This is a genomic window from Sphingomonas immobilis (assembly GCF_030580995.1).
Classification (GTDB): Bacteria; Pseudomonadota; Alphaproteobacteria; order Sphingomonadales; family Sphingomonadaceae; genus Sphingomonas; species Sphingomonas immobilis.
In genome coordinates this window covers 95,686-117,849 of sequence record NZ_JAUQSZ010000014.1, presented here as the reverse complement: position 1 = coordinate 117,849, position 22,164 = coordinate 95,686, and the positions used below count along the sequence as shown (strand labels likewise).

22 protein-coding genes are annotated in these 22,164 nt (G+C 63.6%); 21 read left to right on the top strand and 1 reads right to left on the bottom strand.

The annotated features are described in order from the left end of the window. Positions 1-128 precede the first annotated feature (128 nt). From Q5H94_RS18200 to Q5H94_RS18105, 20 genes are all read left to right on the top strand, one after another. On the top strand, positions 129-761 hold the full coding sequence (locus tag Q5H94_RS18200; RefSeq protein ID WP_179563606.1) for a YgjV family protein: 633 nt from the start codon (positions 129-131) through the stop codon (positions 759-761). A gap of 46 nt (positions 762-807) precedes the next feature. Beyond that, positions 808-1,866 (top strand): DMT family transporter, encoded by a 1,059-nt coding sequence (locus tag Q5H94_RS18195; protein ID WP_179563605.1) that lies wholly within the window; start codon positions 808-810, stop codon positions 1,864-1,866. 83 nt (positions 1,867-1,949) lie between these two features. Continuing rightward, positions 1,950-2,369, top strand: a complete 420-nt coding sequence (locus tag Q5H94_RS18190; RefSeq protein ID WP_179563604.1) for a MerR family transcriptional regulator — start codon at positions 1,950-1,952, stop codon at positions 2,367-2,369. Between the two features lie 140 nt (positions 2,370-2,509). Further along, on the top strand, positions 2,510-4,441 hold the full coding sequence (locus tag Q5H94_RS18185) for a cytochrome c/FTR1 family iron permease (protein ID WP_179563603.1): 1,932 nt from the start codon (positions 2,510-2,512) through the stop codon (positions 4,439-4,441). 93 nt (positions 4,442-4,534) lie between these two features. Next, complete coding sequence (locus Q5H94_RS18180) at positions 4,535-5,212, top strand: cation transporter (protein ID WP_179563602.1); 678 nt, start codon at positions 4,535-4,537, stop codon at positions 5,210-5,212. Between the two features lie 137 nt (positions 5,213-5,349). Then, positions 5,350-5,691: a hypothetical protein gene (locus Q5H94_RS18175; RefSeq protein ID WP_179563601.1), complete on the top strand. Its 342-nt coding sequence runs from the start codon at positions 5,350-5,352 to the stop codon at positions 5,689-5,691. A gap of 65 nt (positions 5,692-5,756) precedes the next feature. Continuing rightward, the gene (locus Q5H94_RS18170; RefSeq protein ID WP_179563600.1) at positions 5,757-7,115 is read left to right on the top strand and encodes a TolC family protein; all 1,359 of its coding nucleotides are present in this window, start codon (positions 5,757-5,759) and stop codon (positions 7,113-7,115) included. Continuing rightward, the gene (locus Q5H94_RS18165) at positions 7,115-8,278 is read left to right on the top strand and encodes an efflux RND transporter periplasmic adaptor subunit (protein ID WP_304562683.1); all 1,164 of its coding nucleotides are present in this window, start codon (positions 7,115-7,117) and stop codon (positions 8,276-8,278) included. The genes Q5H94_RS18170 and Q5H94_RS18165 overlap by 1 nt, the downstream gene beginning before the upstream one ends. A gap of 3 nt (positions 8,279-8,281) precedes the next feature. After that, positions 8,282-11,536, top strand: coding sequence for an efflux RND transporter permease subunit (locus Q5H94_RS18160; RefSeq protein WP_179563599.1), 3,255 nt, complete (start codon positions 8,282-8,284; stop codon positions 11,534-11,536). Beyond that, positions 11,536-11,874 carry a DUF190 domain-containing protein gene (locus tag Q5H94_RS18155; protein ID WP_179563637.1) on the top strand — a complete coding sequence of 113 codons (339 nt, stop codon included), beginning with the start codon at positions 11,536-11,538 and terminating at the stop codon, positions 11,872-11,874. The genes Q5H94_RS18160 and Q5H94_RS18155 overlap by 1 nt, the downstream gene beginning before the upstream one ends. A 155-nt stretch (positions 11,875-12,029) precedes the next feature. Then, a complete protein-coding gene (locus Q5H94_RS18150) occupies positions 12,030-12,530 on the top strand; it encodes an SRPBCC family protein (protein WP_179563598.1) in 501 nt (166 codons plus the stop codon). A gap of 91 nt (positions 12,531-12,621) precedes the next feature. Beyond that, positions 12,622-12,864 (top strand): TFIIB-type zinc ribbon-containing protein, encoded by a 243-nt coding sequence (locus Q5H94_RS18145; RefSeq protein ID WP_431312192.1) that lies wholly within the window; start codon positions 12,622-12,624, stop codon positions 12,862-12,864. A 556-nt stretch (positions 12,865-13,420) separates the two neighbouring features. Continuing rightward, positions 13,421-13,876, top strand: a complete 456-nt coding sequence (locus Q5H94_RS18140) for an MgtC/SapB family protein (protein WP_179563636.1) — start codon at positions 13,421-13,423, stop codon at positions 13,874-13,876. Positions 13,877-13,944: 68 nt separating this feature from the next. Then, the gene (locus Q5H94_RS18135; protein ID WP_179563596.1) at positions 13,945-14,358 is read left to right on the top strand and encodes a hypothetical protein; all 414 of its coding nucleotides are present in this window, start codon (positions 13,945-13,947) and stop codon (positions 14,356-14,358) included. A gap of 56 nt (positions 14,359-14,414) precedes the next feature. Next, the gene (locus tag Q5H94_RS18130; protein WP_261937551.1) at positions 14,415-14,759 is read left to right on the top strand and encodes an MliC family protein; all 345 of its coding nucleotides are present in this window, start codon (positions 14,415-14,417) and stop codon (positions 14,757-14,759) included. Between the two features lie 31 nt (positions 14,760-14,790). Further along, positions 14,791-15,474, top strand: coding sequence for a ZIP family metal transporter (locus tag Q5H94_RS18125; RefSeq protein ID WP_179563594.1), 684 nt, complete (start codon positions 14,791-14,793; stop codon positions 15,472-15,474). After that, a complete protein-coding gene (locus tag Q5H94_RS18120) occupies positions 15,471-16,076 on the top strand; it encodes a cation diffusion facilitator family transporter (protein ID WP_179563593.1) in 606 nt (201 codons plus the stop codon). The genes Q5H94_RS18125 and Q5H94_RS18120 overlap by 4 nt, the downstream gene beginning before the upstream one ends. Beyond that, the gene (locus Q5H94_RS18115) at positions 16,076-18,604 is read left to right on the top strand and encodes a heavy metal translocating P-type ATPase (protein WP_304562673.1); all 2,529 of its coding nucleotides are present in this window, start codon (positions 16,076-16,078) and stop codon (positions 18,602-18,604) included. Before Q5H94_RS18120 ends, Q5H94_RS18115 begins: the two co-directional genes overlap by 1 nt. Beyond that, positions 18,601-19,524: an NAD(P)/FAD-dependent oxidoreductase gene (locus Q5H94_RS18110; protein WP_179563591.1), complete on the top strand. Its 924-nt coding sequence runs from the start codon at positions 18,601-18,603 to the stop codon at positions 19,522-19,524. The genes Q5H94_RS18115 and Q5H94_RS18110 overlap by 4 nt, the downstream gene beginning before the upstream one ends. Then, entirely contained in the window at positions 19,521-20,270 is a 750-nt protein-coding gene (locus Q5H94_RS18105) for an HAD-IIB family hydrolase (RefSeq protein ID WP_179563590.1), read from the top strand. Before Q5H94_RS18110 ends, Q5H94_RS18105 begins: the two co-directional genes overlap by 4 nt. Positions 20,271-20,345: 75 nt before the next feature. Here Q5H94_RS18105 and Q5H94_RS18100 read toward each other — a convergent pair whose 3' ends face one another. Next, positions 20,346-20,912 (bottom strand): hypothetical protein, encoded by a 567-nt coding sequence (locus Q5H94_RS18100; protein WP_179563587.1) that lies wholly within the window; start codon positions 20,910-20,912, stop codon positions 20,346-20,348. 264 nt (positions 20,913-21,176) lie between these two features. Between Q5H94_RS18100 and Q5H94_RS18095 the strand changes: the two genes are divergently transcribed. Continuing rightward, on the top strand, positions 21,177-21,935 hold the full coding sequence (locus tag Q5H94_RS18095) for an autoinducer binding domain-containing protein (protein WP_304562672.1): 759 nt from the start codon (positions 21,177-21,179) through the stop codon (positions 21,933-21,935). Positions 21,936-22,164 lie beyond the last annotated feature (229 nt).

Sequence of the window (22,164 nt, the reverse complement as noted above, 5' to 3'; positions counted from 1 at the left end):
CGGCGATCGCCTTGGCGCATTAGCGTGTAATTAACCTTGTTCCGTCACGCTTCGGCAATGGAACAATTGAGATCCCGCGCCAAAACGCAAGCACAACTCGACGTCCTATACATCGCGCGGTGGCAGTCATGATTGCCACCGCCTTTGGCTGCCTCGCTCTCTTGTGCGTCGTGAGTTGGCCATTTTTCAACGATTACGGGACGGTGATCAAAATCCAGAGCACCGGTGCGGCCGCATTCGCGCTCTATTTTCTTGCGCTGGGATCGCCCACGGCAGCGATGGCGTGTCTCATTTCGTGCTCGCAACTCATTATTTCTGCGGCTGTGCGAGACCGTTACGTTGTCATCAGGCTTTATGGTGCGAGCCTCATTCTTTTGGCCTTTCTCTCAATTGTGACGTGGCATGGCATCCCGTCTGCCTTGGCCTTGACCGGAAGCTCCTTGGGCACCCTCGCACGGCTGCAGACTTCAACCACGCGGATGAAAGGTTTCTTTCTTGTCGGTGCGCCATTCTGGCTTGCGCATAATCTGATAGTCGGTGCGCTCTTTGCGCTGGGTACGGATCTCGTCTCGCTCGTATCCAACATCGCGAATCTTTCGAAATTCCTGCTAAAGCAGCGGCGCGCCTCGGTGGGCGCTTCGGCGTCCGTCACATTGGTCACCACACAAGCTGCGCTTCTTGTCCGATCTGGACAGTCGAAGATCATCCGCCTCAAGCACCGGTGGATCGACCGTGACCTGCTTGTGAAAAATACCGTATAGGGAACATCCACGAGTCAGGTAGCATTCGTATGATGATCGCTCGCCAGTGAAGCCAAGCTCGGGTGCCGTACTGGCGATCCTGTCAGCACTATTGTTTGGCGCCAGTACACCGTTCGCGAAGCTCGTCCTTGGTAACGGTGTAGACGCTTGGCTGCTCGCCGGCCTGCTTTATCTCGGATCGGGTTGCGGGCTTGCTCTCGTATATGCGTTGCGCAGAGCGATCGGACGTGGCGAGGGGGAAGCATCGCTCGCCCGATCCGACATGCCCTGGCTGGCGCTCGTCATCCTGTGCGGAGGCGGGATCGCACCGGTCTTGCTGATGGCGGGACTGGCAACGACGCCTGCGTCCACCGCGTCGCTTCTGCTCAATCTGGAAGGTCTTGCGACCCTCGCCATCGCTTGGCTGGTGTTCCGCGAAAATGTCGATCACCGTCTGTTGGTCGGCGCTGCGGCGATCCTCGGCGGCGCGGTGTTGCTATCGTGGCGTGGCGCTCCCGCGGGCGGTGGCTTGGGCATGTTGGCGATCGCCGGCGCTTGCCTCGCCTGGGGTATCGACAATAATCTCACCCGAAAGCTCAGCAGCGCCGATCCCGTCCAGATCGCGATGCTGAAAGGGCTGGCCGCAGGGACCGTCAATCTCCTCCTGGCGCTGACGCTTGGCGCATCCTTGCCAGCGATTCCGGTGGTTGCGGGTGCCGCGCTGATCGGCTTTCTTGGGTACGGCGTCAGCCTCGTGATGTTCGTGCTCGCGCTTCGGCACCTCGGCACGGCTCGGTCGGGAGCCTATTTCTCGACGGCACCGTTCATCGGTGCGTTGCTCGCGGTCGCGATGTTCGGCGAAACGGTCTCCGTGCCTTTCGTCATCGCCGGGATCCTGATGGCGATCGGGCTCTGGCTGCACCTGACCGAATCGCATGGCCACGAACATGCGCACGAACCTCTCGAACATGATCATCGCCATGTTCATGATAGCCATCATCAGCACCAACATTCGCCGGGCGTCGTTTCAGACGAACCCCACAGTCACTGGCATAGGCATACGCCAATGACACATCGGCATGCCCATTTCCCCGACCTGCACCACCGGCATCGGCATGACGCATAACCTTGGGCACCGAACGGATGCGACCTCGACATTTCGCCATCGTCCTGCCTATAAAGCCTAAAGTCACTATAGGGTTATGCTCAATGTCATCAGGGTCGCTCAGCATCGGCAAGCTTGCTGCCGCAACAGGGACGAAGGTCGAGACGATCCGCTATTACGAGAGTGCCGGTCTGCTGGCGGCGCCTGACCGCACCAAGAACAATTATCGCGCCTATTCGCCGCAACATCTCGCGCGTCTCAGCTTCATCCGGCGCGCCCGGGCGTTGGGGTTTTCGCTCGATCAGGTCCAGGCGCTGCTCGGTCTCGCCGATCAGAAGGAGATATCCTGCTCGGCGGTGGATCTGATCGCTCGAGAACATCTCGCCGAGATCGATCGCAAACTGAAGGATCTGGCAACGCTGCGTTCGGAGCTCAGCAGCCTCATCGTCCAATGCGGCCATGGCACGATTTCGGAATGCCGTATCATCGAGACGTTGGCACCGGAGGCGGCTCGCGCGGGATAAGCAAACACCTTCGTCGGCTATTGCAACTAAGTCGCAAAACTGCTTGACCCTCTAGCGGCTAGAGGGTTTATGAGGCTGGGATGTCCCGCCCAGACCTTCGCGAATCTTTCGATTCCAGCCCTGCCTTTACGCGCTTGCCAATGCCATCGATCCGGCGGGCCATGGCCGTACTGGCGGCACTCCTATGCATGGTCGGCATCAGCGGCATAGCCCGCGCCGATACCGCCGACGTGCAGACGGCGTGGCGGCTGCTCGACTATGTGGCGGTCGATTATGGTGGCGCCGTCAGCGGCGGTCGGGTCAAGAGCGCCTCGGAATTTGCCGAGATGACCGAATTCGCGGCTTCGGTATCGACCCGTCTCGCCGCTCTGCCACCCACGCCGGCGCGCGCTACTCTGACCGCGGGCGCGAGCCGGCTCCAGGGCGTGATCGCCGCCAAGGGCACGCCCGAAGAGGTCGCCCGCATTGCCCATGGCCTCGCTGCCGATCTGCTCAAGGCCTATCCGGTGCCCCTCGCGCCAGCCAAGGCGCCCGACCTGGCCCGCGGCGCGACCCTGTTCGCGCAGAATTGCGCGAGCTGCCATGGCATGACCGGGGATGGGCATGGCCCCGACGCCTCGAAGCTCACCACCCCGCCGATCGCCTTCAGCGACGTGAAGCGCGCACGGCAGCGCAGCCCCTTCGCGCTCTATCAGGTCATCGAGCAGGGTATCGACGGCACAGCGATGCAAAGTTTCGCGATCCTCCCGAGCGCCGATCGCTGGGCGCTGGCCTTCTATGCCGGTCGCTTCGCTTTTTCCGATGCCCAGGCGGCTGAGGGTGAGCGGTTATGGAAATCCGACGCCAGTCTCCGGCGCGCCATTCCCGATCTGACGGCGCTGGCCGGATTGACGCCGGAAACACTCGCAAAGGCCGTTGGTCCTGACAAGGCCGACGTGGCGATCGCCTATCTGCGCCGCCATCCGGAGGTGGTGATCCCGAAGCCCGCAGGCTCGCTGAGCGTCGCGCGCGACAAGCTGCAGCGCAGCCTTGCCGCCTATCGCAGCGGCGATCGCCACGCCGCGCAGGAACTCGCGCTGTCCGCGTATCTCGACGGGTTCGAACCGCTCGAGCCGATGCTGACCGCGCGTGACGCAACGCTCATGGGGCATATCGAAAGCGCCATGGGCGAATTCCGCGCCTCGCTTCAGCAAGGTCGGCCCGCTGACGAGATAGCCACCCGTATCCAGGTGCTCGATGGCTTGTTCGATGACGCCGATGCAGCCTTGTCCCCGGACGCGGCGAGCAGCGCATCGACCTTTCTGGGCGCGTTCACCATCCTGCTTCGCGAGGGGCTCGAAGCCCTGCTGATCGTCGTTGCGATGATCGCCTTCCTGCGCAAGGCCGAGCGACCCGAGGTGCTGCCCTATGTCCATGGCGGCTGGATCGGCGCGCTGGCGGCGGGCGGCCTGACCTGGGCGGTTGCAACCTATGCGATCGGGATCAGCGGCGCGAGCCGAGAGCTCACCGAAGGGTTTGGATCGCTGTTCGCGGCCGTCGTCCTGCTCTCCGTGGGGATATGGATGCACGGCAAGGCGCAGGCGGACCAATGGCAGCGCTACATCCGCGAAAAGTTGTCGCGCGCGCTGTCACGGCAATCGGCCTGGTTCCTGTTCGGCCTGGCCTTCATCGTCGTCTATCGCGAGGTGTTCGAGACCATCCTGTTTTATGCCGCGCTCTGGACCCAGGGTAATGGCGGTATCATGCTGGCCGGCGCCGGCTCGGCGGTCCTGCTGCTCGGCCTCATTGCCTGGGCGATGCTGCGCTACAGTCGCGACCTGCCGATTGCGAAGTTCTTCGCCTATAGCGCCTGGCTGATGGCGCTCCTCACGATCGTGCTCGCCGGCAAGGGTGTGTCCGCGCTGCAGGAAGCCGGCATCATCGACATCGCCCCGCTCTCGGGCGGAATTCGCGTCTCGGTGCTCGGCATCTTCCCGACCGTGCAGTCGATGGGCGCCCAGTTGCTGATGCTCGTCGCGGTGGCCGGCGGGTTCATTCTCAACCGGCGCCGTGCCGTCGTGGCATCCACCTGATGAAGAGCAGAGCAGGAAGCGATATTCGTCTTGACCCTCTAGTAGCTAGAGGGTGCATAAGGCTTCTCATGATGCTTGCACGCGTGGAAAATCATGGTCTGTAGCAGCTGCCAGTCGGATGCGCCGGCGGCGCCCGATCCGCGCTGGCGCCGCGTGCTGTGGATCGCTCTTGCGATCAATCTGACGATGTTCGCCGGCGAGATCGTCGCGGGTATCGCCTCGGGGTCGCGTTCGCTCCAGGCGGACGCGCTCGATTTTCTAGGCGACTCCGCCAATTATGCGATCAGCCTCGGGGTCGCGAGCATGGCGCTGGGCTGGCGGTCGCGCGCCGCATTGCTGAAAGGCGGCACCATCCTTGCCTTCGGCCTCTACGTCTTGATCACGACGCTGCTTGCCGCGCTGGGCGGGGGCATACCGCAAGCTGGGACGATGGGTATCGTCGGCGTGATCGCACTGGTCGCAAATGGCAGCGTTGCGCTCATGCTCTACCGCTATCGGAGCGGCGACGCGAATATGCGATCGGTGTGGATCTGCTCGCGTAACGACGCCATCGGTAATTTGGCAGTATTGCTTGCCGCCGCAGGTGTGCTCGGCACGGGCACGGCTTGGCCGGATCTGGCGGTAGCCCTGATCATGGCAGGGCTCGGCATTTGGGGTGGCCTTCAAATCATTATCCAGGCGCGGACGGAGCTATATCCCAAACCATCTGAGGATGCGTCGGCACAACTTCCGCTGACTTCTGGCAGCTTGCAGCTGCTGGAGCGCAAATAGATGCTTTCCATCGCAATCCGCCTTCGCGCAAGACCCGCCCGATCGCCCGAGATTATGCGATGACATCTCATTCCTTTATGCGATGTCGGGGCTATCCCGTTGTCGGCTTTCCTGTTAGTCGGTTGTCCGTGCGACGCTTGCTCAACATCCTTGCTTATTTGGCGATCGTCCTTTCCCTTGGGACGACGGCGACGGCGCATGTGCTGGAACGGCCGGATGTAAGCGTTACATCCCAGGAAATAGGCGTGGACGAAGTTGCTCTAGGCCATGCGCCCGGCGACGCCGATCAAGTGCCCTCCGATGGTGACAAAGGGTATCCTCACCATCACGGCGGCTGCCACGGTGATCATGTCGCAGCGCCGGTCAAGATCTCCAATGCCGCGCTCACGCACGACCTTCGGCTTGCCCCCATTTTCGCGAGCCATTCCATGCGGCCGCTCTCAACTGCCGATCCGGCGCTGAGGCCCCCACAAGCCTGACGATCCGCTGACCTCGCCGGCCATTGCCGCGCGGGGCGAATCCGGTTCGTCAGGAGTCATCATCTATGTATCGTACAATCGCGGCCGTTATGGTCGCGGCGACCTTGGCCAGTACGGCCGGGGCGCAGACAGCATTGCCGCCCGGCATTCCGGCGGCGAACCCTTCGTCACAAGCGGCAGACGCGTTCTCGCTTGAGAATGCGCTTGCTGCGGGCGGGATGCCATCAGCCCCGTCGGCCGCCGCCCGTAATGGCGCGGCATCGGGACCTGAGGGTAATAATCCAGCCCCGCTTCCATCGGTCGCGGCGGCGACTGCCGGCGTCGGCGCCGCGACAGCGGCACGGCGAGTTGCCGGCCTGCGCCCCAACCCCGAGCTTCAGGCTCAGGTCGAGAACGTCGCTGGCACCGGCGTCTACAAGGGGCTGCGGAGTTCCGAAACGACGGTCGGTGTTGCGCTCCCGCTAGAGCTGGGTGGCAAGCGGCCGGCGCGTGTCGCGCTTGCAACCGCTCGCCTAACTCGCGCGCAGGTCCAGGCTGAAATCGCGAGAGCGGATCTCCGCCTGCGGATTACGCAGCTTTATATCGAAGCCGCTGCTGCCGAGCGTCGGGCAGAGGTGCTGAGCGAGCAGGCTGGGATCGCCAACAACGCGTTCCGCGTCTCTAGCGAGCGCGTCAAGGCCGGCGACGTCGGCCCGATCGAGCAACAACGGGCAGACGTGCTGCGCATCAATGCGCAAGTCGCGGCCGACAGTGCCGCCCGTCAGGCACAGGCGGCGCGTGCCAATCTTGAGACATTGCTTGCTGTGCAGGTGACGGGACCGCTTGATCGCGCATGGTTCGAGCGAATCGATGGCTACGGACCGCCCCGACCCATCGACGTCGAAGGCACGTTGGCGCTGGCTGCTGCGGAAGCCGACGTTCGTACCGCAGATGCGCAGGTCCGGGTTGCGAGATCGCTGCGGGTGCCCGATCTGACCGTCAGCACCTTCGCTCGCCGGTTGGAGGCGACTAACGATACAGCGGCTGTGGTCGGTATCTCGATTCCGATCCCGTTTTTCAACAACGGGAGCGCCTTTGTGGCGCAATCGCGGTCCGAACAGACGCAGGCCATCGCGCTGCGCAACCTCGCGGTGGTCGATACGCGTCAACAGATTGCCAGTGCGCAGACCGAGGTGGCGAATGCTGCCGCGACGGCGCGGGCGGCAGGTGGTCCTGGCCTCGCTGCGGCCCAGGAAGCCGCCCGCATCGCCCGGATCGGTTGGAGTCAGGGCAAGTTTGACCAGATCGCGCTTCTCGATGCCGAGCGCACCCTTTCGCAAACCCGCCAGACCTACGTCGATGCACTCGCTGCGTATCACGACGCGCAGGCTCGGCTCGACCGGCTCACGACGCCGGCCCCCACGATTTCCGGAGATGATCGATGATGATGGATAAGCGCCTGCTAGGCGGCGGCGCCGCCGTCGCGATTGTCGCCGCACTTGGTGGTTACGGGATCGCACGCTGGACTGGGAATGAACCCGCCGCGACGGAAGCGGCAAGCGGCAATGCCGCTGCGCCTGCGGAGGTGGAAAAGGCCCCTGATACGGTGGCGATGACCGCGCAGGTGGTCCAGCAAGCCGGTATTGCCACCGAGACGATCAACCCGGGTGGACTCGGCGCGGAGATCGTCGCGCAGGCTACGGTCAGCGCGTCACCACAGGGCGAAGCGATCGTGACCGCCCGCGCCGCCGGCGCGGTCACACGGCTGTTGAAGCGGCTCGGTGATCCCGTGCGCGCCGGCGAAACGCTTGCTGTCGTCGAAAGCCGGGACGCGGCGCAGTTTGCCGCCGATCGCACCGCTGCGGCTGCCAAGTTGACGCTCGCGCAAAAGGCACTCGCCCGTGAGCAATATCTGTTCCGCCAAAAGGTCTCGGCGCGGGTCGAGCTGGAACAGGCCGAGGCGGAAGCCGCATCGGCCGCCGCAGAAGCGCGCCGCGCCAGTGTGGCTGCAGGGGCCGCACGGGTGACATCGGACGGTCGCGGTGTGCTGGTGTCGAGCCCGATTTCAGGCCGTGTCACCTCGGAGAATGTCAGCCTAGGCGCGTTCGTCCAGCCCGAGACCGAGCTGATGCGCGTCGCGGATGCGTCGAAGATTCAGATAGAGGCTTCCGTCGGACCCACTGACGCGCAACGGCTCTCGCCAGGTGACCGAGCGATCATCGAGCTGCCTGACGGGCGGACAGTCGAGGCAAAGGTGCGTGCCGTCACGCCAGGACTTGCCAACGACACGCGCTCAGCGACCGCCGTCCTCGATGTGCCCGGCACGCTTCAGCCGGGTCTCGCGGTGCGGGTGCGATTGCTGCCGAGCCGTGGTGGCACGTCCAATGCGATCGTGGTGCCGGAGGATGCGGTCCAGACGCTCGAGGGGCGCGACATCGTGTTCGTGCGGACCGCGCAGGGCTTCCGCGCTCAGAATGTCACGATCGGGCAGCGTAGCAGCGGTCGCGTCGAGATCCTGAAGGGTCTCGTTGGCGGCAGCCAGGTCGCAACCAAGAACGCATTCCTGCTCAAGGCCGAACTCGGCAAGGGCGCGGGCGAGGAAGAATAAGCCATGATAGCCAACCTTATGGCGCTTTCCGTCCGCGCTCGCTGGACGGTCCTAGCCTTGTTCCTCGTCATCGCCGGTCTTGGCGTGTGGCAGCTCTCCAAGCTGCCGATCGACGCGGTGCCCGACATCACCACCAAACAGGTTCAGATCAATACGGTCGACCCGCGGCTCTCGCCGGTCGAGATCGAGAAACTCGTAACCTATCCGGTCGAAATCGCGCTCGCCGGCATCCCCGGCCTGGAAACGACGCGCTCTATCTCGCGTAACGGCTTCAGCCAGGTCAGCGCGATCTTCACTGACGATACCGATCTCTATTTTGCGCGTCAGCAGGTAGGTGAACGGCTGCGCCAAGCGACAGAAAACCTGCCCGACGGCGTGCAGCCGCAGGTTGGACCGGTGTCGACCGGCCTAGGCGAAATCGTCATGTACACCGTTGATTATGCCAACCCGGACGGGAAGGGCGCCAAAAAAGTTGCTGGCCAACCCGGCTGGCAGCCTGACGGCAGCTATCTGACACCCGAAGGCGAGCGGCTGACCGATGGGGTGGCCAAAGCGAGCTACCTGCGCACCGTTCAGGATTGGATTATCGGCCCTCAACTGCGGTCGGTTAAAGGCATTGCGGGGGTCGATTCGATTGGCGGCTATGCCAAGACCTTCGTGGTCGAGCCGGATCCGACCAAGCTCGCCAGTTTCGGTGTCTCGTACAGCGAGCTCGGCCAGGCTCTCGAAAACGCCAATCTTGCGGTCGGTGCGAATTACTATAACCGCGGCGGCGAAGCCTATCTCGTGCGCGTCGACTCACGCGTGCGAACCGTTGATGAAATCCGCAACGCGGTCGCGGCGACACGAGGCGGAACGCCAATTACCATCGGCCAGATCGCGAATGTTCGCGTTGGTGGCGATTTGCGGACGGGTGCCGGCAGCATGAACGGCCGGGAGGCGGTCATTGGCACTGTGCTGATGTTGATCGGCCAGAACAGCCGCGTCGTAGCTGAGTCGGCAACTGCCAAGCTCGATCAGGTAGCAAAGACGCTGCCGCCGGGTATCGAGGTGAAGGTTGTGCTGAACCGCGCGGCGTTGGTTGGGGCCACGGTGGCTACGGTGCAGCGCAACCTCACCGAAGGCGCAATCCTCGTTGCGGCGTCGTTGTTTCTGCTGCTCGGCAATTGGCGCGCGGCGATTATCGCGACACTGGTGATTCCGTTCTCGTTTCTGATGATGGCGATGGGGATGAACGCCTTCAAAGTCCCCGGAAACCTGATGAGCCTGGGCGCGCTCGACTTCGGTTTGATCGTCGACGGCGCGGTCATCATCATCGAAAACTGCCTCGCCAGATTGGCGCATCGACAGGAACATGAAGGCCGGCTGCTTTCTCTGCGAGAACGGCTCGAGGAGACGATGCGGGCCGCGCAGGAGATGATCAAGCCGACCGTATATGGTCAGGCGATCATCCTCCTCGCCTTCGCCCCGCTCCTGACGTTCACGGGCACCGAGGGCAAGACGTTCTCGCCGATGGCGATCACCATCATGCTCGCGCTGGTGGCGGCTTTCGTTCTGGCGATCACGCTGGTGCCGGCGCTGGTGGCGATCATGATTCGCGGAAAAGTCGCGGAAAAGGACGTGTGGTTGATCCGGAAGTCCAAGGACCGCTACCTGCCTTTGCTGGACAAGGCGATCGCACGCCCGTGGCCGTTCATCCTGGGGGGGTTAGCCTTCTTTTTGGCGGCAATTCCCGCATTTGGCTTGCTGGGATCGGAGTTCATTCCGCAGCTCGACGAGAAGAATCTCGCCTTCGCATCGACTCGCGTGCCCTCGGTCAGCCTCGATCAGTCGCTGGCAATGGAACGCAAGGTCGAAGAGGCGGTGATAAAGATTCCGGAAGTCGCCTTGATGTTTTCCAAGACCGGCACGGCGGAAGTAGCCAGCGACCCGATGCCGCCGAACGTATCCGACGGCTTCGTCATTCTGAAGGAGAAGGAAGAGTGGGCCGAGGGTACGACTAAAGCCGACGTGGTCGCGAAGATTGAGAAAGCTACCAAAGGGCTCCTCGGAAATCTCTACGAGGTCAGTCAGCCGATCCAGCTCCGCTTCAACGAACTAATCGCCGGTGTCCGCGGCGATGTCGCGATCAAGCTCTACGGCGACGATCTCGACAAGATGGCGCTGACCGCCAACGAGATGGTGCGGGTGCTTCAGACCGTACCCGGTGCGGCGAGCGTCAAGGCCGAGCAGGTCGGTGGTGCGCCGGCGCTTGATGTAAGGCTCGACCGCGCGGCGATAGCGCGGTTGGGTCTTACGGTGCGCGACGTCGCGGACACGGTTGCGGCAGGGCTCGGCGGCCGTGAATCGGGGCTCGTCTATGAGGGCGATCGGCGGTTCGATGTCACCGTGCGCGTGCCTGAGGCCACGCGCGCGAACCTTGACGAAATCCGGACGCTGCCGGTGCTGCTGCCGGAAGTCGAGGGACGGCCGCGTGCCCAGGTGCCGCTTGCGCAAGTGGCGCAAATCCGGCTGACGGAAGGTCTGAACCAGATCAGCCGGGAGAACGGCAAGCGTCGTGTGGTCGTCCAGGTCAATCTGGGCGGCCGCGATGCGGGTTCATTCGTCCAGGAAGCGCAGGCAAAGATCGCACAGGTCAAGTTGCCTGCCGGTTACTACCTCGAATGGGGCGGTCAGTTCGAGAATTTGGCAGCGGCATCGAAGCGGCTATCGATCGTGGTGCCGCTGTGCTTCCTGGTAATCTTCGGGTTGCTCTACATGGCACTCGGCGGCTTCGGCAGGGCAGCATCGGTGTTTTTGGCGGTGCCACTTGGTCTGGCGGGCGGCGTGTTTACCCTGCTGCTGACCGGCATCAACTTTTCGGTGTCGGCGGCGGTCGGGTTCATCTGTCTTGCCGGCGTGGCGGTGCTGAACGGCCTTGTTGTGATGTCCGCGATCCGGGAGCGCATCGAAGCTGGATTGCCGGTGGCGGAGGCGATCCGCCACGGCATGGCCGAGAAGATGCGGGCGGTCATCATGACCGGGTTCGTGCCCGCGATCGGCTTCGTGCCGATGGCGCTCGCCCACGGCACTGGTGCTGAGGTGCAGAAGCCGCTGGCCGTCACCGTGATCGGTGGTCTCGTCGCGGCCACCATCCTGACACTGCTGGTGCTGCCGGCGATCGCGAAAGTGATCCTCGGGCGGACCGATCGTCAAAATGAGCAAGAGGCGAGCACGCCGCATGGCGAGGAACCCGCCCACCTGAAAGGAGAAGCATGATGGTAGAACCTGTCCGGAAACTGCTGCGCATCTATACGGACGAGGCGGCCTATATCGGCGATCGCAAGGTCTTCGAATATGTGGCCTCGCTGGCGCGCGATCGAAAGATGGCTGGCCTGACGGTGCTGGAGGCGCTGATAGGCTTCGGGGCATCGGCGCACGTCCACCGACGCCATGTGCTTGAGAGTGATCGGGCAGTGGTGATCGAAATCGTCGATTTCGAGGACGCTTTGCGCGCGTTCGTGTCTGCCTTGAGCGATGTACCCGACATCGGGCTGATGACCCTTGAGGCGGTCGAGGTCATTGGTGGCAAGGCCAGCAAGACGCTGGAAGCCTAAGACTATGAACCGCGGTCCGGCAAGCGAGAGGGCTTGCGCCATGCAAGCCCTCGACGCCCCACCAGCTCCCATCAATCCCCCGCCCAATCGGGGAGGCGGCCGCCTCTGCGCGGCCTCCGGTTTCGCCGCGCCTTGGCCGGACAGGACAGGCAGCCATGAAGGAAGAGACAAGTTTCGAGTTCAATATGTCCGCGCTGCGGGTTTGGTCGCTGATCTCCGATCTGAGAGGCTACGCACGATGGCATCCGATCTATCGTATTGCGGGCGATGCCGAACGCGGTGCCGAAATGGACGTCACCTGGCTGCTCTTCAAAGGCGACCGCAAGATGACGACGCAAATGATCATCAACCGCCTGACCAAGCCCCAGCTCATCGGTTGGCAGATGGGCGTGAAGGGCTTCCTCACCTTCGACGAACGCTACGAGATCGAACCGATCGCGAACGGTGTCTGCATTCACCATTCGGTCGAATGTCGTGGCATCATCGGCGGCCTGGCCGGCCGCATAATGCGCAAGGGTCTGCGGCGAACAATGCGGCTGCAGGATGCGGCGTTTCTCGCCCTCCTGCGCCGGCAATCGCGACTGCCAGGGCGGTCCATGCGGCATCATCGGCGCCCCATCAAACCACCGCCGCCTCGCGGTGCCGCGAACGACTAACGGGCCAGCATTCTAAAGAAGGGAATCCATCATGGTAGACAACCGTCCCTCCGCAGGGCTGCTATGCCCGACTTGCCGCGTCGATCTCGTCATGAGCGAGCGGCAGGGCATTGAGATCGACTATTGCCCGCAGTGTCGTGGCGTCTGGCTCGATCGCGGCGAACTCGACAAGATTATCGAGCGCAGCGCCGGCGATGACAGCGCGCGGCCGTTGAGCGGCGTTCGCCTCGGAACATCCGATGATCGCGGCCATGGCGATCATGGCGGAAAGCACGGCTACGAGCGGGGGCATAAGGGTCGCCGCAAGGGCTTCCTGAGCGAATTGTTCGACTGACTGCTATGGATCGGCCGCCACACAACGAGTCCTTCGGGTGTCCGTGTGAGAACGGCCCGCGCCATGGGCGTGCCCCCTGTAGCGCCCATGGCGACAGATTATGGAAAGTCGGGGAAATAGCGGCTCGGCGCCTTGGGAACGGCCCGGTTCGGGGGATCATACTCGCAACCGGGCTTGCTCTGGCGCCGGGCCTGCTCGGCTGCTCGCCAGCCACTAACAAGAGCGAGGCTGAAGCGTCGCGTGATCGCGAGCTGCCCAACTTCATCGGCGAGCATTTCTATGCCTGTCCTGATGGTTCACGCCTCGATGTCGACTTCCTCGGCGATGGCCTGACCCTCGACATAAAGACCCGACCGAACGCCGCTCCGGAACGCGTAACATCGCCGGCAAGCGGGCGGACCTATGTCGGTCGGAACCTCAACGTGTCGATCTCAGGCGGCGACCAGATCACACTCAAGCGCCCCGGTGCGCGCGCGCTGGCCTGCAAAAGGGTGCTCGCTTATCAAGATGCAGCGGACAGTGTGGCAGGCGGCCAAGGCAAAGGCTCGGCCGCATGATGACGCTGCCATATTGGGGAGAGACTCTTTCCCATGTCGTCAGTCTTGCGCTGGCCTATGCGCTTGCGCTTCCGGTTGGCTGGGACCGGGAGAAAGACGAACGCAGCGCTGGCATTCGCACTTTCCCGCTGGTCGCCATTGCCAGTTGCGGGTTCGTGCTCGTCGGCATCGCCATTCTCGGACGCACGTCTCCTGCCCAAGCACGCCTGCTCGAAGGATTGATCACCGGCGTCGGCTTCATCGGCGGCGGCGCCATATTGAAGTATCGCGGGAAAGCGTCGGGGACCGCGACCGCTGCAAGCCTGTGGTCGACCGGCGCACTGGGCGCCGCTGTCGGCTACGGTCTCTATGACATCGCGGTGGTTCTCAGTCTGACGACCTTTCTGACATTGCGCTTTTCCCATCCGCTGAAGCGCGCCTCCCAAAATCACCTCGAGCCGGCTGACCGGCAATGAAGCGCAATCGTCTCTCAAGTTCGCTGGTGAAATGGCGCCGGCCAAAAAGCGGTGGACATTCAAGGCCCATGACTGCGCTTTCGAACGACGACCGTCGTTCGCGCTTGGTACGCTGGGCTTCTCTGCTCGAACGAGACCCAAATCAGCTTATCACTCTTCTAAGTCCGTCATGGGCATCGGGCGACGACGACGCACCGATGGCAGGGAAACCAAGTGCCATTGACTTGGCGTTTGCCGACCCGGTTTTTCGGGTGACGGGTCTCACGGGACGCTCTCGGGGCGACGTGAAGTCGTTTTTCCAGCTTTCGGATACCGAATTGGACCGGATCGCTGCCGGGTCTTGGCGCGTCCGGATGCGCCCTGCCTGGCAGATCGCCGTGCGCATCCGCAACGTCGGCGATCCGCGACAGGAAAAGCTGCTGCTCTTGGGCATCATGGTCATGATCGCCGTCGTCGTCGGAGCTGCGCAATGGCTTGGATGAGCATCAGGATTTTCCCGGAGGCATTGATGACGCCAATGCGGATTGGGATCGCCAGCATGAGCGTTGCGCTGGCGCTATCGGGCTGTTCCGAACAACCTCGCAAGGCGCCGCCGACCGAACAGGAAATCCACGCCGGGGACAGCGGGGATGCCAGCGGCATCCCCGGTCGCCACCCCTATCGGTGCGACGACGATCGCCCGCTCCTCGTCGACTTCAAGAATGAGGGCCTGACGCTCGAGCTGCGCCGCGACGGGGACGCTGCGCCGGTTGTCCTGACCGCGCCTGCGGCCGGGCTTCAATATGTCGGCGACACGATGAGCGCGATGTTCTCGGGCAACGAACTCAAGATCGAGGAAGGGGACAAGCCCCCCGTCTTGTGCAGGAAGGATACGAGCTTGTGACCAACCCACCCGGCACAGAGGGGCGCTGACGATGGCGGCGCTCAAATTCTCCCTGATCCCGATGATCGCGATCATGATCGGCGCGCTGATCGCCGGATGGCGCACTCCCGGCGAGAAGCTGGTGGCGGCCATGCAGCATCTCGCGGCCGGCGTGGTGTTCGCCGCTGCTGCGACGGAGATCCTGCCGCTGGTGATGCACGGCGGTTCTCCGACCGCGACGTTGATCGGCGGAGCGCTGGGCGTCGCCGTGATGCTCGGCCTGAAGGCGGCCGAAAGCCGGTTTGAGGGGCCTGTCGCGCTGCTCGCCGCGATCGGGCTCGATCTGGCGATAGATGGCCTTGTTCTCGGTCTCGCCTTCATCGCCGGCGAGAAGGCGGGCACGCTGTTGGCCGTCGCACTGACCCTCGAAGTGCTGTTCCTGGCCCTGACCCTCACCAACGATCTGGTGGGGCGGTATCGCAAGGCAAAGGCGATCGGCCTGACTTGCGCGCTGGCGGTGCTTGTGCCTATCGGTGCGCTGATCGCGCAGCCGGTGGCGTTGCTGACGCCGATATGGATCACCGGCTTCCTGAGCTTCGGCCTTATGGCGCTGCTCTATCTCGTCACCGAAGAGTTGCTGGTCGAAGCGCACGAGAAGCCGGACTCGCCGCTTATCAGCGCGATGTTCTTCGTCGGCTTCCTCGTCCTCCTGCTGATCGAGGAAATCATGGCATGACGGCTACACCGGACGCAAAGGTCTCGGCCGAGAGGCGCACGCTTTGGATCGTGCTGTTGCTCAACGCGGCGATCGCCGCCGGCTTCTTCGTGACCGGCCTGACTGGCGATTCCAGCGCGCTCATCGCCAATGGCGTCGATAACCTCTCCGACACGGCCGTCTATGGGCTGAGCCTCGTCGCGCTGAGCCACGGGCGCACATGGAAGACACGGGCTGCAACCGTGTCGGGCGTGGTGCTACTCATCTTTGCGGGCGGCATCCTGCTCGACGTCGGCCGTCGCTATATCCAGGGCAGTGAACCGATCGGGCCGACAATGATGGTGATGTCGGCGATTGCCGGTGTCGTGAACTATATCTGTTTGCGTCTGCTGCAACGGCTCAAGCAGCCCGATGTTAATCTGCGCGCGGCGACCACTTTCAGCTTCAACGATTTCATCTCCAACGGCGGCATACTGATCGCGGGGGCGTTGGTGCTGTGGCTGGGAACGAATTGGCCCGATCTATTGGTCGGCTTGGCTACCGCTCTGATCGCGATCAAGGGCGGCATCGAAATCCTGCGCGATGCGCGGGCAGAAACCAAGACCAACGCGGAGACGGCGTGATGACCGAAAAACTCGAACTCGATATTCCCGTCCTTCTGCCCGAGGTTCCCGACGTGGCCGATGCCTGTGTAGGGCGCCTCGTCTCGACGTTGAGCGCCAAACCCGGCGTCGAGCGCGCGCACGTCCTGCCCGCCGATGGCGACACACCGGCAAAGCTGTGCATCCATTTCGACGGGGCGGCCCTGCCGCTGCCGCGTGTGCGCGAGATGGTGCGGGCGGCGGGCGCCGAGATCAGCGGGCGATACGGCCATGCGACATGGCAGGTCGAGGGGATCGGGCACGAACGCCGCGCCCGCACCGTCGGCGAAACCCTGTGCCAAGTGCCCGGCGTGCTGCAGGCCGACGCCAGCGCCTCGGGCAGCGTCCGGGTCGAATATGACAAGGAGCGCGTCGATGAGGCCGCGATCGTCGCGGCGCTGGGCAAGCTCAAGGTCAAGCCGGGCAAGCGGACGGGCTCCGATCATGCTGGACACGATCACGGCGCCGACGGCCATGCCGGGCACGATCACGGGTCTGGTGGCCATGCGGAGGGCGCGGAAAAGCACGGACCGGATGATGGTCACGATCACGCCCACGCCAATTTCCTCGGCCCCAATACCGAGCTGATCTTTGCGCTTGCCTGCGGCACGCTGCTGGCGATCGGCTTCGCGATCGAGAAGCTGGTGGCGGGTACGCCCGACTGGCTGCCGACCGCCTTCTATGTCGGCGCCTATGTGTTCGGCGGCTTCTTCACGCTGCGCGAGGCGATCGACAATCTGAAGCTGAAGAAATTCGAGATCGATACGCTGATGCTCGTCGCGGCCGCCGGCGCCGCGGCGCTCGGTGCCTGGGCGGAAGGCGCGCTGCTGCTGTTCCTGTTCAGCCTCGGCCATGCGCTCGAGCATTACGCGATGGGGCGCGCCAAGCGCGCAATCGAGGCGCTGGCCGAACTTGCGCCCGACAAGGCGACGGTGCGCCGTGACGGGCAGACGACGGAGATTCCGGTCGAGGAGCTGGTGGTCGGCGACGTGGTGGTCGTGCGCCCGAACGAACGCCTGCCCGCCGATGGCTTCGTCATCAAGGGGTCGAGCGCGATCAACCAGGCCCCCGTCACCGGCGAGAGCATCCCAGTCGACAAGGAGCCGGTCGCCGATGTCGAGGCGGCGCGCGCGAAGCCCGATGCGGTCGAGGCGACGTCGCGGGTGTTCGCCGGCACGATCAACGGCGGCGCTGCGATCGAGATCGAGGTGACGCGGCGTTCCAACGAAAGCGCGCTCGCGAAGGTCGTGAAAATGGTGAGCGAAGCGGAGACGCAGAAGTCGCCCACGCAGCGGTTCACCGATCGGTTCGAGCGCGTCTTCGTGCCGGCGGTGCTGGCACTCTCGTTCATCCTGCTGTTCGCGTGGGTTGTGATCGACGAGCCGTTCCGCGACAGCTTCTATCGCGCGATGGCGGTGCTGGTCGCCGCCAGCCCCTGTGCCCTGGCGATCGCCACCCCGAGCGCGGTGCTGTCCGGCGTCGCGCGGGCCGCACGCGGCGGCGTGCTGGTAAAGGGCGGCGCGCCGCTCGAAAACCTCGGCTCGCTAAAGGCGATCGCTTTCGACAAGACGGGGACGCTGACGGAAGGGCGCCCCCGCATCACCGATGTCGTCCCCGTCGACGGCGCGAGCGAAGAGGATCTGTTGGCGCTCGCGGTCGCAGTCGAGGGCTTGAGCGATCACCCGCTGGCACAGGCGATCGTGAAAGATGGACGCGAGCGCTTGGGCGGGCGCGAGCTGCCGACCGCGAACGATCTCAAGAGCCTGACAGGTCGCGGTGTCACCGCGACCGTCGATGGCGAGACGGTGTGGATCGGCAAGGCCGAGATGTTCGGCGTGGAGGGTATCCCCACGCTGAACGCGGCCGCGACCGACGCGATTGCAACCCTGCGCGAGGGCGGGCGCACCACGATGGTCGTCCGCAAGGGCGATAAGGACATCGGCGCGATCGGGCTGATGGACACGCCGCGCGAGGCGGCCAAAGTTGCGCTCAAGCGGCTGCGCGAGATGGGCATCACCCGGATGATTATGATCTCCGGCGACCACCAGAAGGTGGCCGACGCCATCGCCAAGGATGTCGGGCTCGACGAGGCATGGGGCGACCTGATGCCGGAGGATAAGGTTGCCTCGATCAAGAAGCTCGCCGGCGAAGACAAGGTTGCGATGGTCGGCGATGGCGTCAACGATGCGCCGGCGATGGCGTCGGCGACCGTCGGCATCGCGATGGGCGCTGCGGGCTCGGACGTGGCGCTGGAAACGGCCGACGTCGCGCTGATGGCCGACGATCTCGCGCACCTGCCATTCGCGGTGGGTCTGAGCCGACACACCCGCGGTATTATCCGGCAGAATGTGTTCGTCAGCCTCGGCGTCGTGGCGTTCCTCGTGCCCGCGACGATCTTGGGCCTGGGCATCGGCCCGGCGGTCGCGATGCATGAAGGCTCGACGCTGCTGGTCGTGTTCAATGCGCTGCGGCTGCTCGCCTACCGCGATCCGGCGACGCAAGCGGCATGACGGCGGACCGCTACGATGCCCTGATCGTCGGCGGCGGCCCCGGGGGCCTCACGGCGGCGATCTACCTTGCGCGATATCACCGCCGCGTGGTCGTGGTCGACGAAGGGCATAGCCGAGCGAAATGGATACCGCTCTCCCATAATCATGCCGGCTTTCCGGATGGGATCGCGGGCGAAGAGCTGCTGCGGCGGATGCGCGAACAGGCCAAACGCTACGGCGCGACGATCCTGACGGATCGCATCGAGAACATCGACGGTAAGGTGGATGGTTTCGAAGCGCGAGGGTCCACCGTGACGATCTCCGCGCGTGCCGTCTTGATCGCAACCGGGGTCGAAAATCGCCGACCTGCGCTCGATGCAGATACGCACCGCGACGCCCTCCAGCGGGGAGCCCTGCGCTATTGCCCGGTCTGCGACGGTTACGAAGCGACCGGGCTGGCGATCGGGGTGATCGGCGCGGATACGCACGGCGTCGCGGAGGCGCTGTTCCTGCGCACCTTCTCGGACCGGATCACGCTGGTCGCGCATGAAACAATTGACCTGAGTGTTGACGATCGCTCCGCGCTCGCGGCGGCCGGAATCAAGATCGCGGCGAGACCGCTGGCCCGAATGGACTTTTCGGGCGATCGGGTCGCGCTCCACCTGACCGACGGCAGCGAGCTTCACGTCGACACGGTGTATCCGGCGCTCGGGTCGGACAGCAACAATGCGCTTGCGCGCCAGCTCGGTGTCGAGCTGAGCGACGATCGCTGCATCGTCGTCGATACCAAGCAGCGCGCGAGCGTCGCCGGCGTCTATGCGGCGGGCGATATCGTCATGTCGCTCGATCAGATCAGCGTCGCGATGGGCCATGCGGCAATCGCCGCGACCGCCCTCCACAACGATCTGCGCAACCGCGACGGGGAGGGCACCGCGTCGTGAAATGGCTGATCGTATTCGACCTCGACGGGACGCTTGCGGAGAGCAAGCGCCCCTTGTCGGCCGAGATGGCGGCGACGCTCGCGCGTCTGCTGGCCGTGGTCGATGTCGCGGTGATCTCGGGCGGCGACTGGCCGCAATTCGACCGGCAAGTCGCCTCGCGCTTGCCGATCGACGCCGCGCGCGAGCGACTATGGCTGATGCCGACCACCGGCACGAAGCTCTACCGCTTTGTCGACGGTGCGTGGCGCGCGATCTATGCTGAGTTGTTCGATGACGCGGAGAAGGCGAGCATCCGCGCAGCCTTCGACCGTGCGCTGTCGGAAGCGGGGCTTGCCGACGAACGCTTTTGGGGCGAACGGATCGAGGATCGGGGAAGCCAGATTACCTTTTCCGGCCTCGGCCAGGATGCGCCGCTGGAAGCGAAGGAGGGCTGGGATCGCGATCGCGCCAAGCGGACCGCGATCCAGAAGACGCTGCGGGCGGCGCTGCCCGGCCTTTCGATCAACCTGGGCGGCACCACGTCGATCGATGTCACCCGCGCCGGCGTCGACAAGGGTTATGGACTGAAGCGGCTGAGCAAGGAAAGCGGCGTGCCGCTGGCCGGGATGCTCTTCCTCGGCGATGCGATCTACCCCGGCGGCAACGACTATCCGGCGGCGGAAATCGGCGTGGATACGGTGAAGGTCCGCGACGTCGCCGAAACCGCCGCCGTCGTGTCGGCGATCATTGCTTGCCTGAAGCGCTGAGAGCCGAAATAACAAGGGCCGGAAATCAAAGATTGATAATAGTAGTTATGTTAAATTTGGCCAGTTCCCAGGCGATTAGAACGCCAGTTCTGCCTGCCTTGGAACCGCTCTCGGCTGGTCTTGTCGGCCGCCGATGAGACCCCGCGCGCACCCTGCCAGAACATATACGGCTTGGCGCTGCGCACCGCGATTATGATGATCGACACAATAGCCCTGATAGTGCCGCTTGAGCAAGCCAGCGCGCACGAGTTCGGATACTGCCCGGCTCACATTCGTTTTTCCCGACGCCCGCACTTGCTCACGGATGGCGTCGTCGACGATTGCCGTCGCCTGATCGACGTTGGCGGGCAATGCGCCTGACATTGCCAGATCGCTGCGTATCCGCTCTTCCAGGGCAACGCGCCGGGGGTCACGCTGCCCCATCGGGGTGAGCGCATCACAAAGCCAGTCACGCAAAGGAATGAGGCCGCCGCCCTTGGCCACTAACGGCCCCGCGCTGCCATCGGATCGGGAAACCTGTGCAATGAGGTTGAGCACCATGAAAGCGTAGCGCGGTCGAGACGAGGACCGCGCAAGCATCTCCAGCAAGCAGGGCATATCCAGTTGCGGGCGGCCGTCGCCAATGATCGGAGCGTGCAACATAACAGGATTGAATCAAGCACATATAGGGGGTGAAGTGAATCCCCTTTGCCGCAGATTTTCATCATTTTGTCGGCTGTGACACTTTGCCCGAAGGTAAAGTGTCACGCGCGCCCTTTCATCATCGCATCGGTCGGCTCGTGTTAAAGACGACCTGTGCTTTTCTTGCGGGGAGTTGGGTGCTGGAGGCAGCCGGTCTTGTTTTTCAATGGCTTCGCCGAACGGTGACTGGACGAAGCCGCAAACAAAATGCGAATCGTTCGCACTATGAGCAGTCTCGAAGATGCCGGCCGCTTGGGCGATATCACCGCATTCGAAGCAGAATGCCGGCAGGCGACAACGCTCGATCAGCTCAAATCCTTGCTTGATGCGATTGTGCGCCAGTTCGGATTCCGTTGGTTCGCATTGGTGCACAATGTCGACTTGAAGCGGACCACCCGCAAAGCCCTGCTGATAACCACCTATCCGGTGCGTTGGATCGAGGAAATCCTGGAGTCACGTCTCTATCTTGAGGATCCGGTTCACGCCGCTTGCGTCAAAACCGTCTCCGGGCTCACCTGGGATCAGATCGGCGATTATATCGCGCCCAATGCTCGCCAGCGGTCGATCCTTGAACGGGGTCGCGCACATGGACTGGCATCTGGGTTCACCATGCCGATCAGGATGCACGACGAGCCCGACGCGATGTTCACCATAACGCGTCAGGGCGATGACAATATTTCAAGCCCGGACCTTCTCTCCGCCCGATTGATTGGCACCGTTGCGTTCGACCAGGCTCGAACCCTTCTCGGTCCAGATGAACTGGCAAACGTGCCGATAGCGCTCAGCCCGCGCCAGATCGACTGCATTGATCTGGTGGCACAGGGCAAGAGCGACTGGGAGATCGGACAGATACTGGGGTTGAGCCGCGATACTGTTCATGAATATGTCGAAGGTGCACGCCGGCGATACGGCGTGCGTCGTCGGACCCAGCTCGTGCTTCGCGCCGTGCGAGACGGACATCTGAACATCGACGCGCTCGTCTAGTAGCGCCGCCTCTCACAATAGCGAGCAGCACTTCAGGTCGTTTTGACTTGAGGCTCCTAGGGTCGTTGGCCATCAACGCCGACTTCCATTTCTACGCCCTTGCCATCCTTTGTTCGTCCGCTCCCCCCTTGTGGGGGGATTGCCCGAATTTGCCGCGCCGGGTTCAAAAGAGAGGTGATTTTCAACGGAAAGTGGTCGGAGCATTTTTAATGCAGCGGCGCTGAAAAGC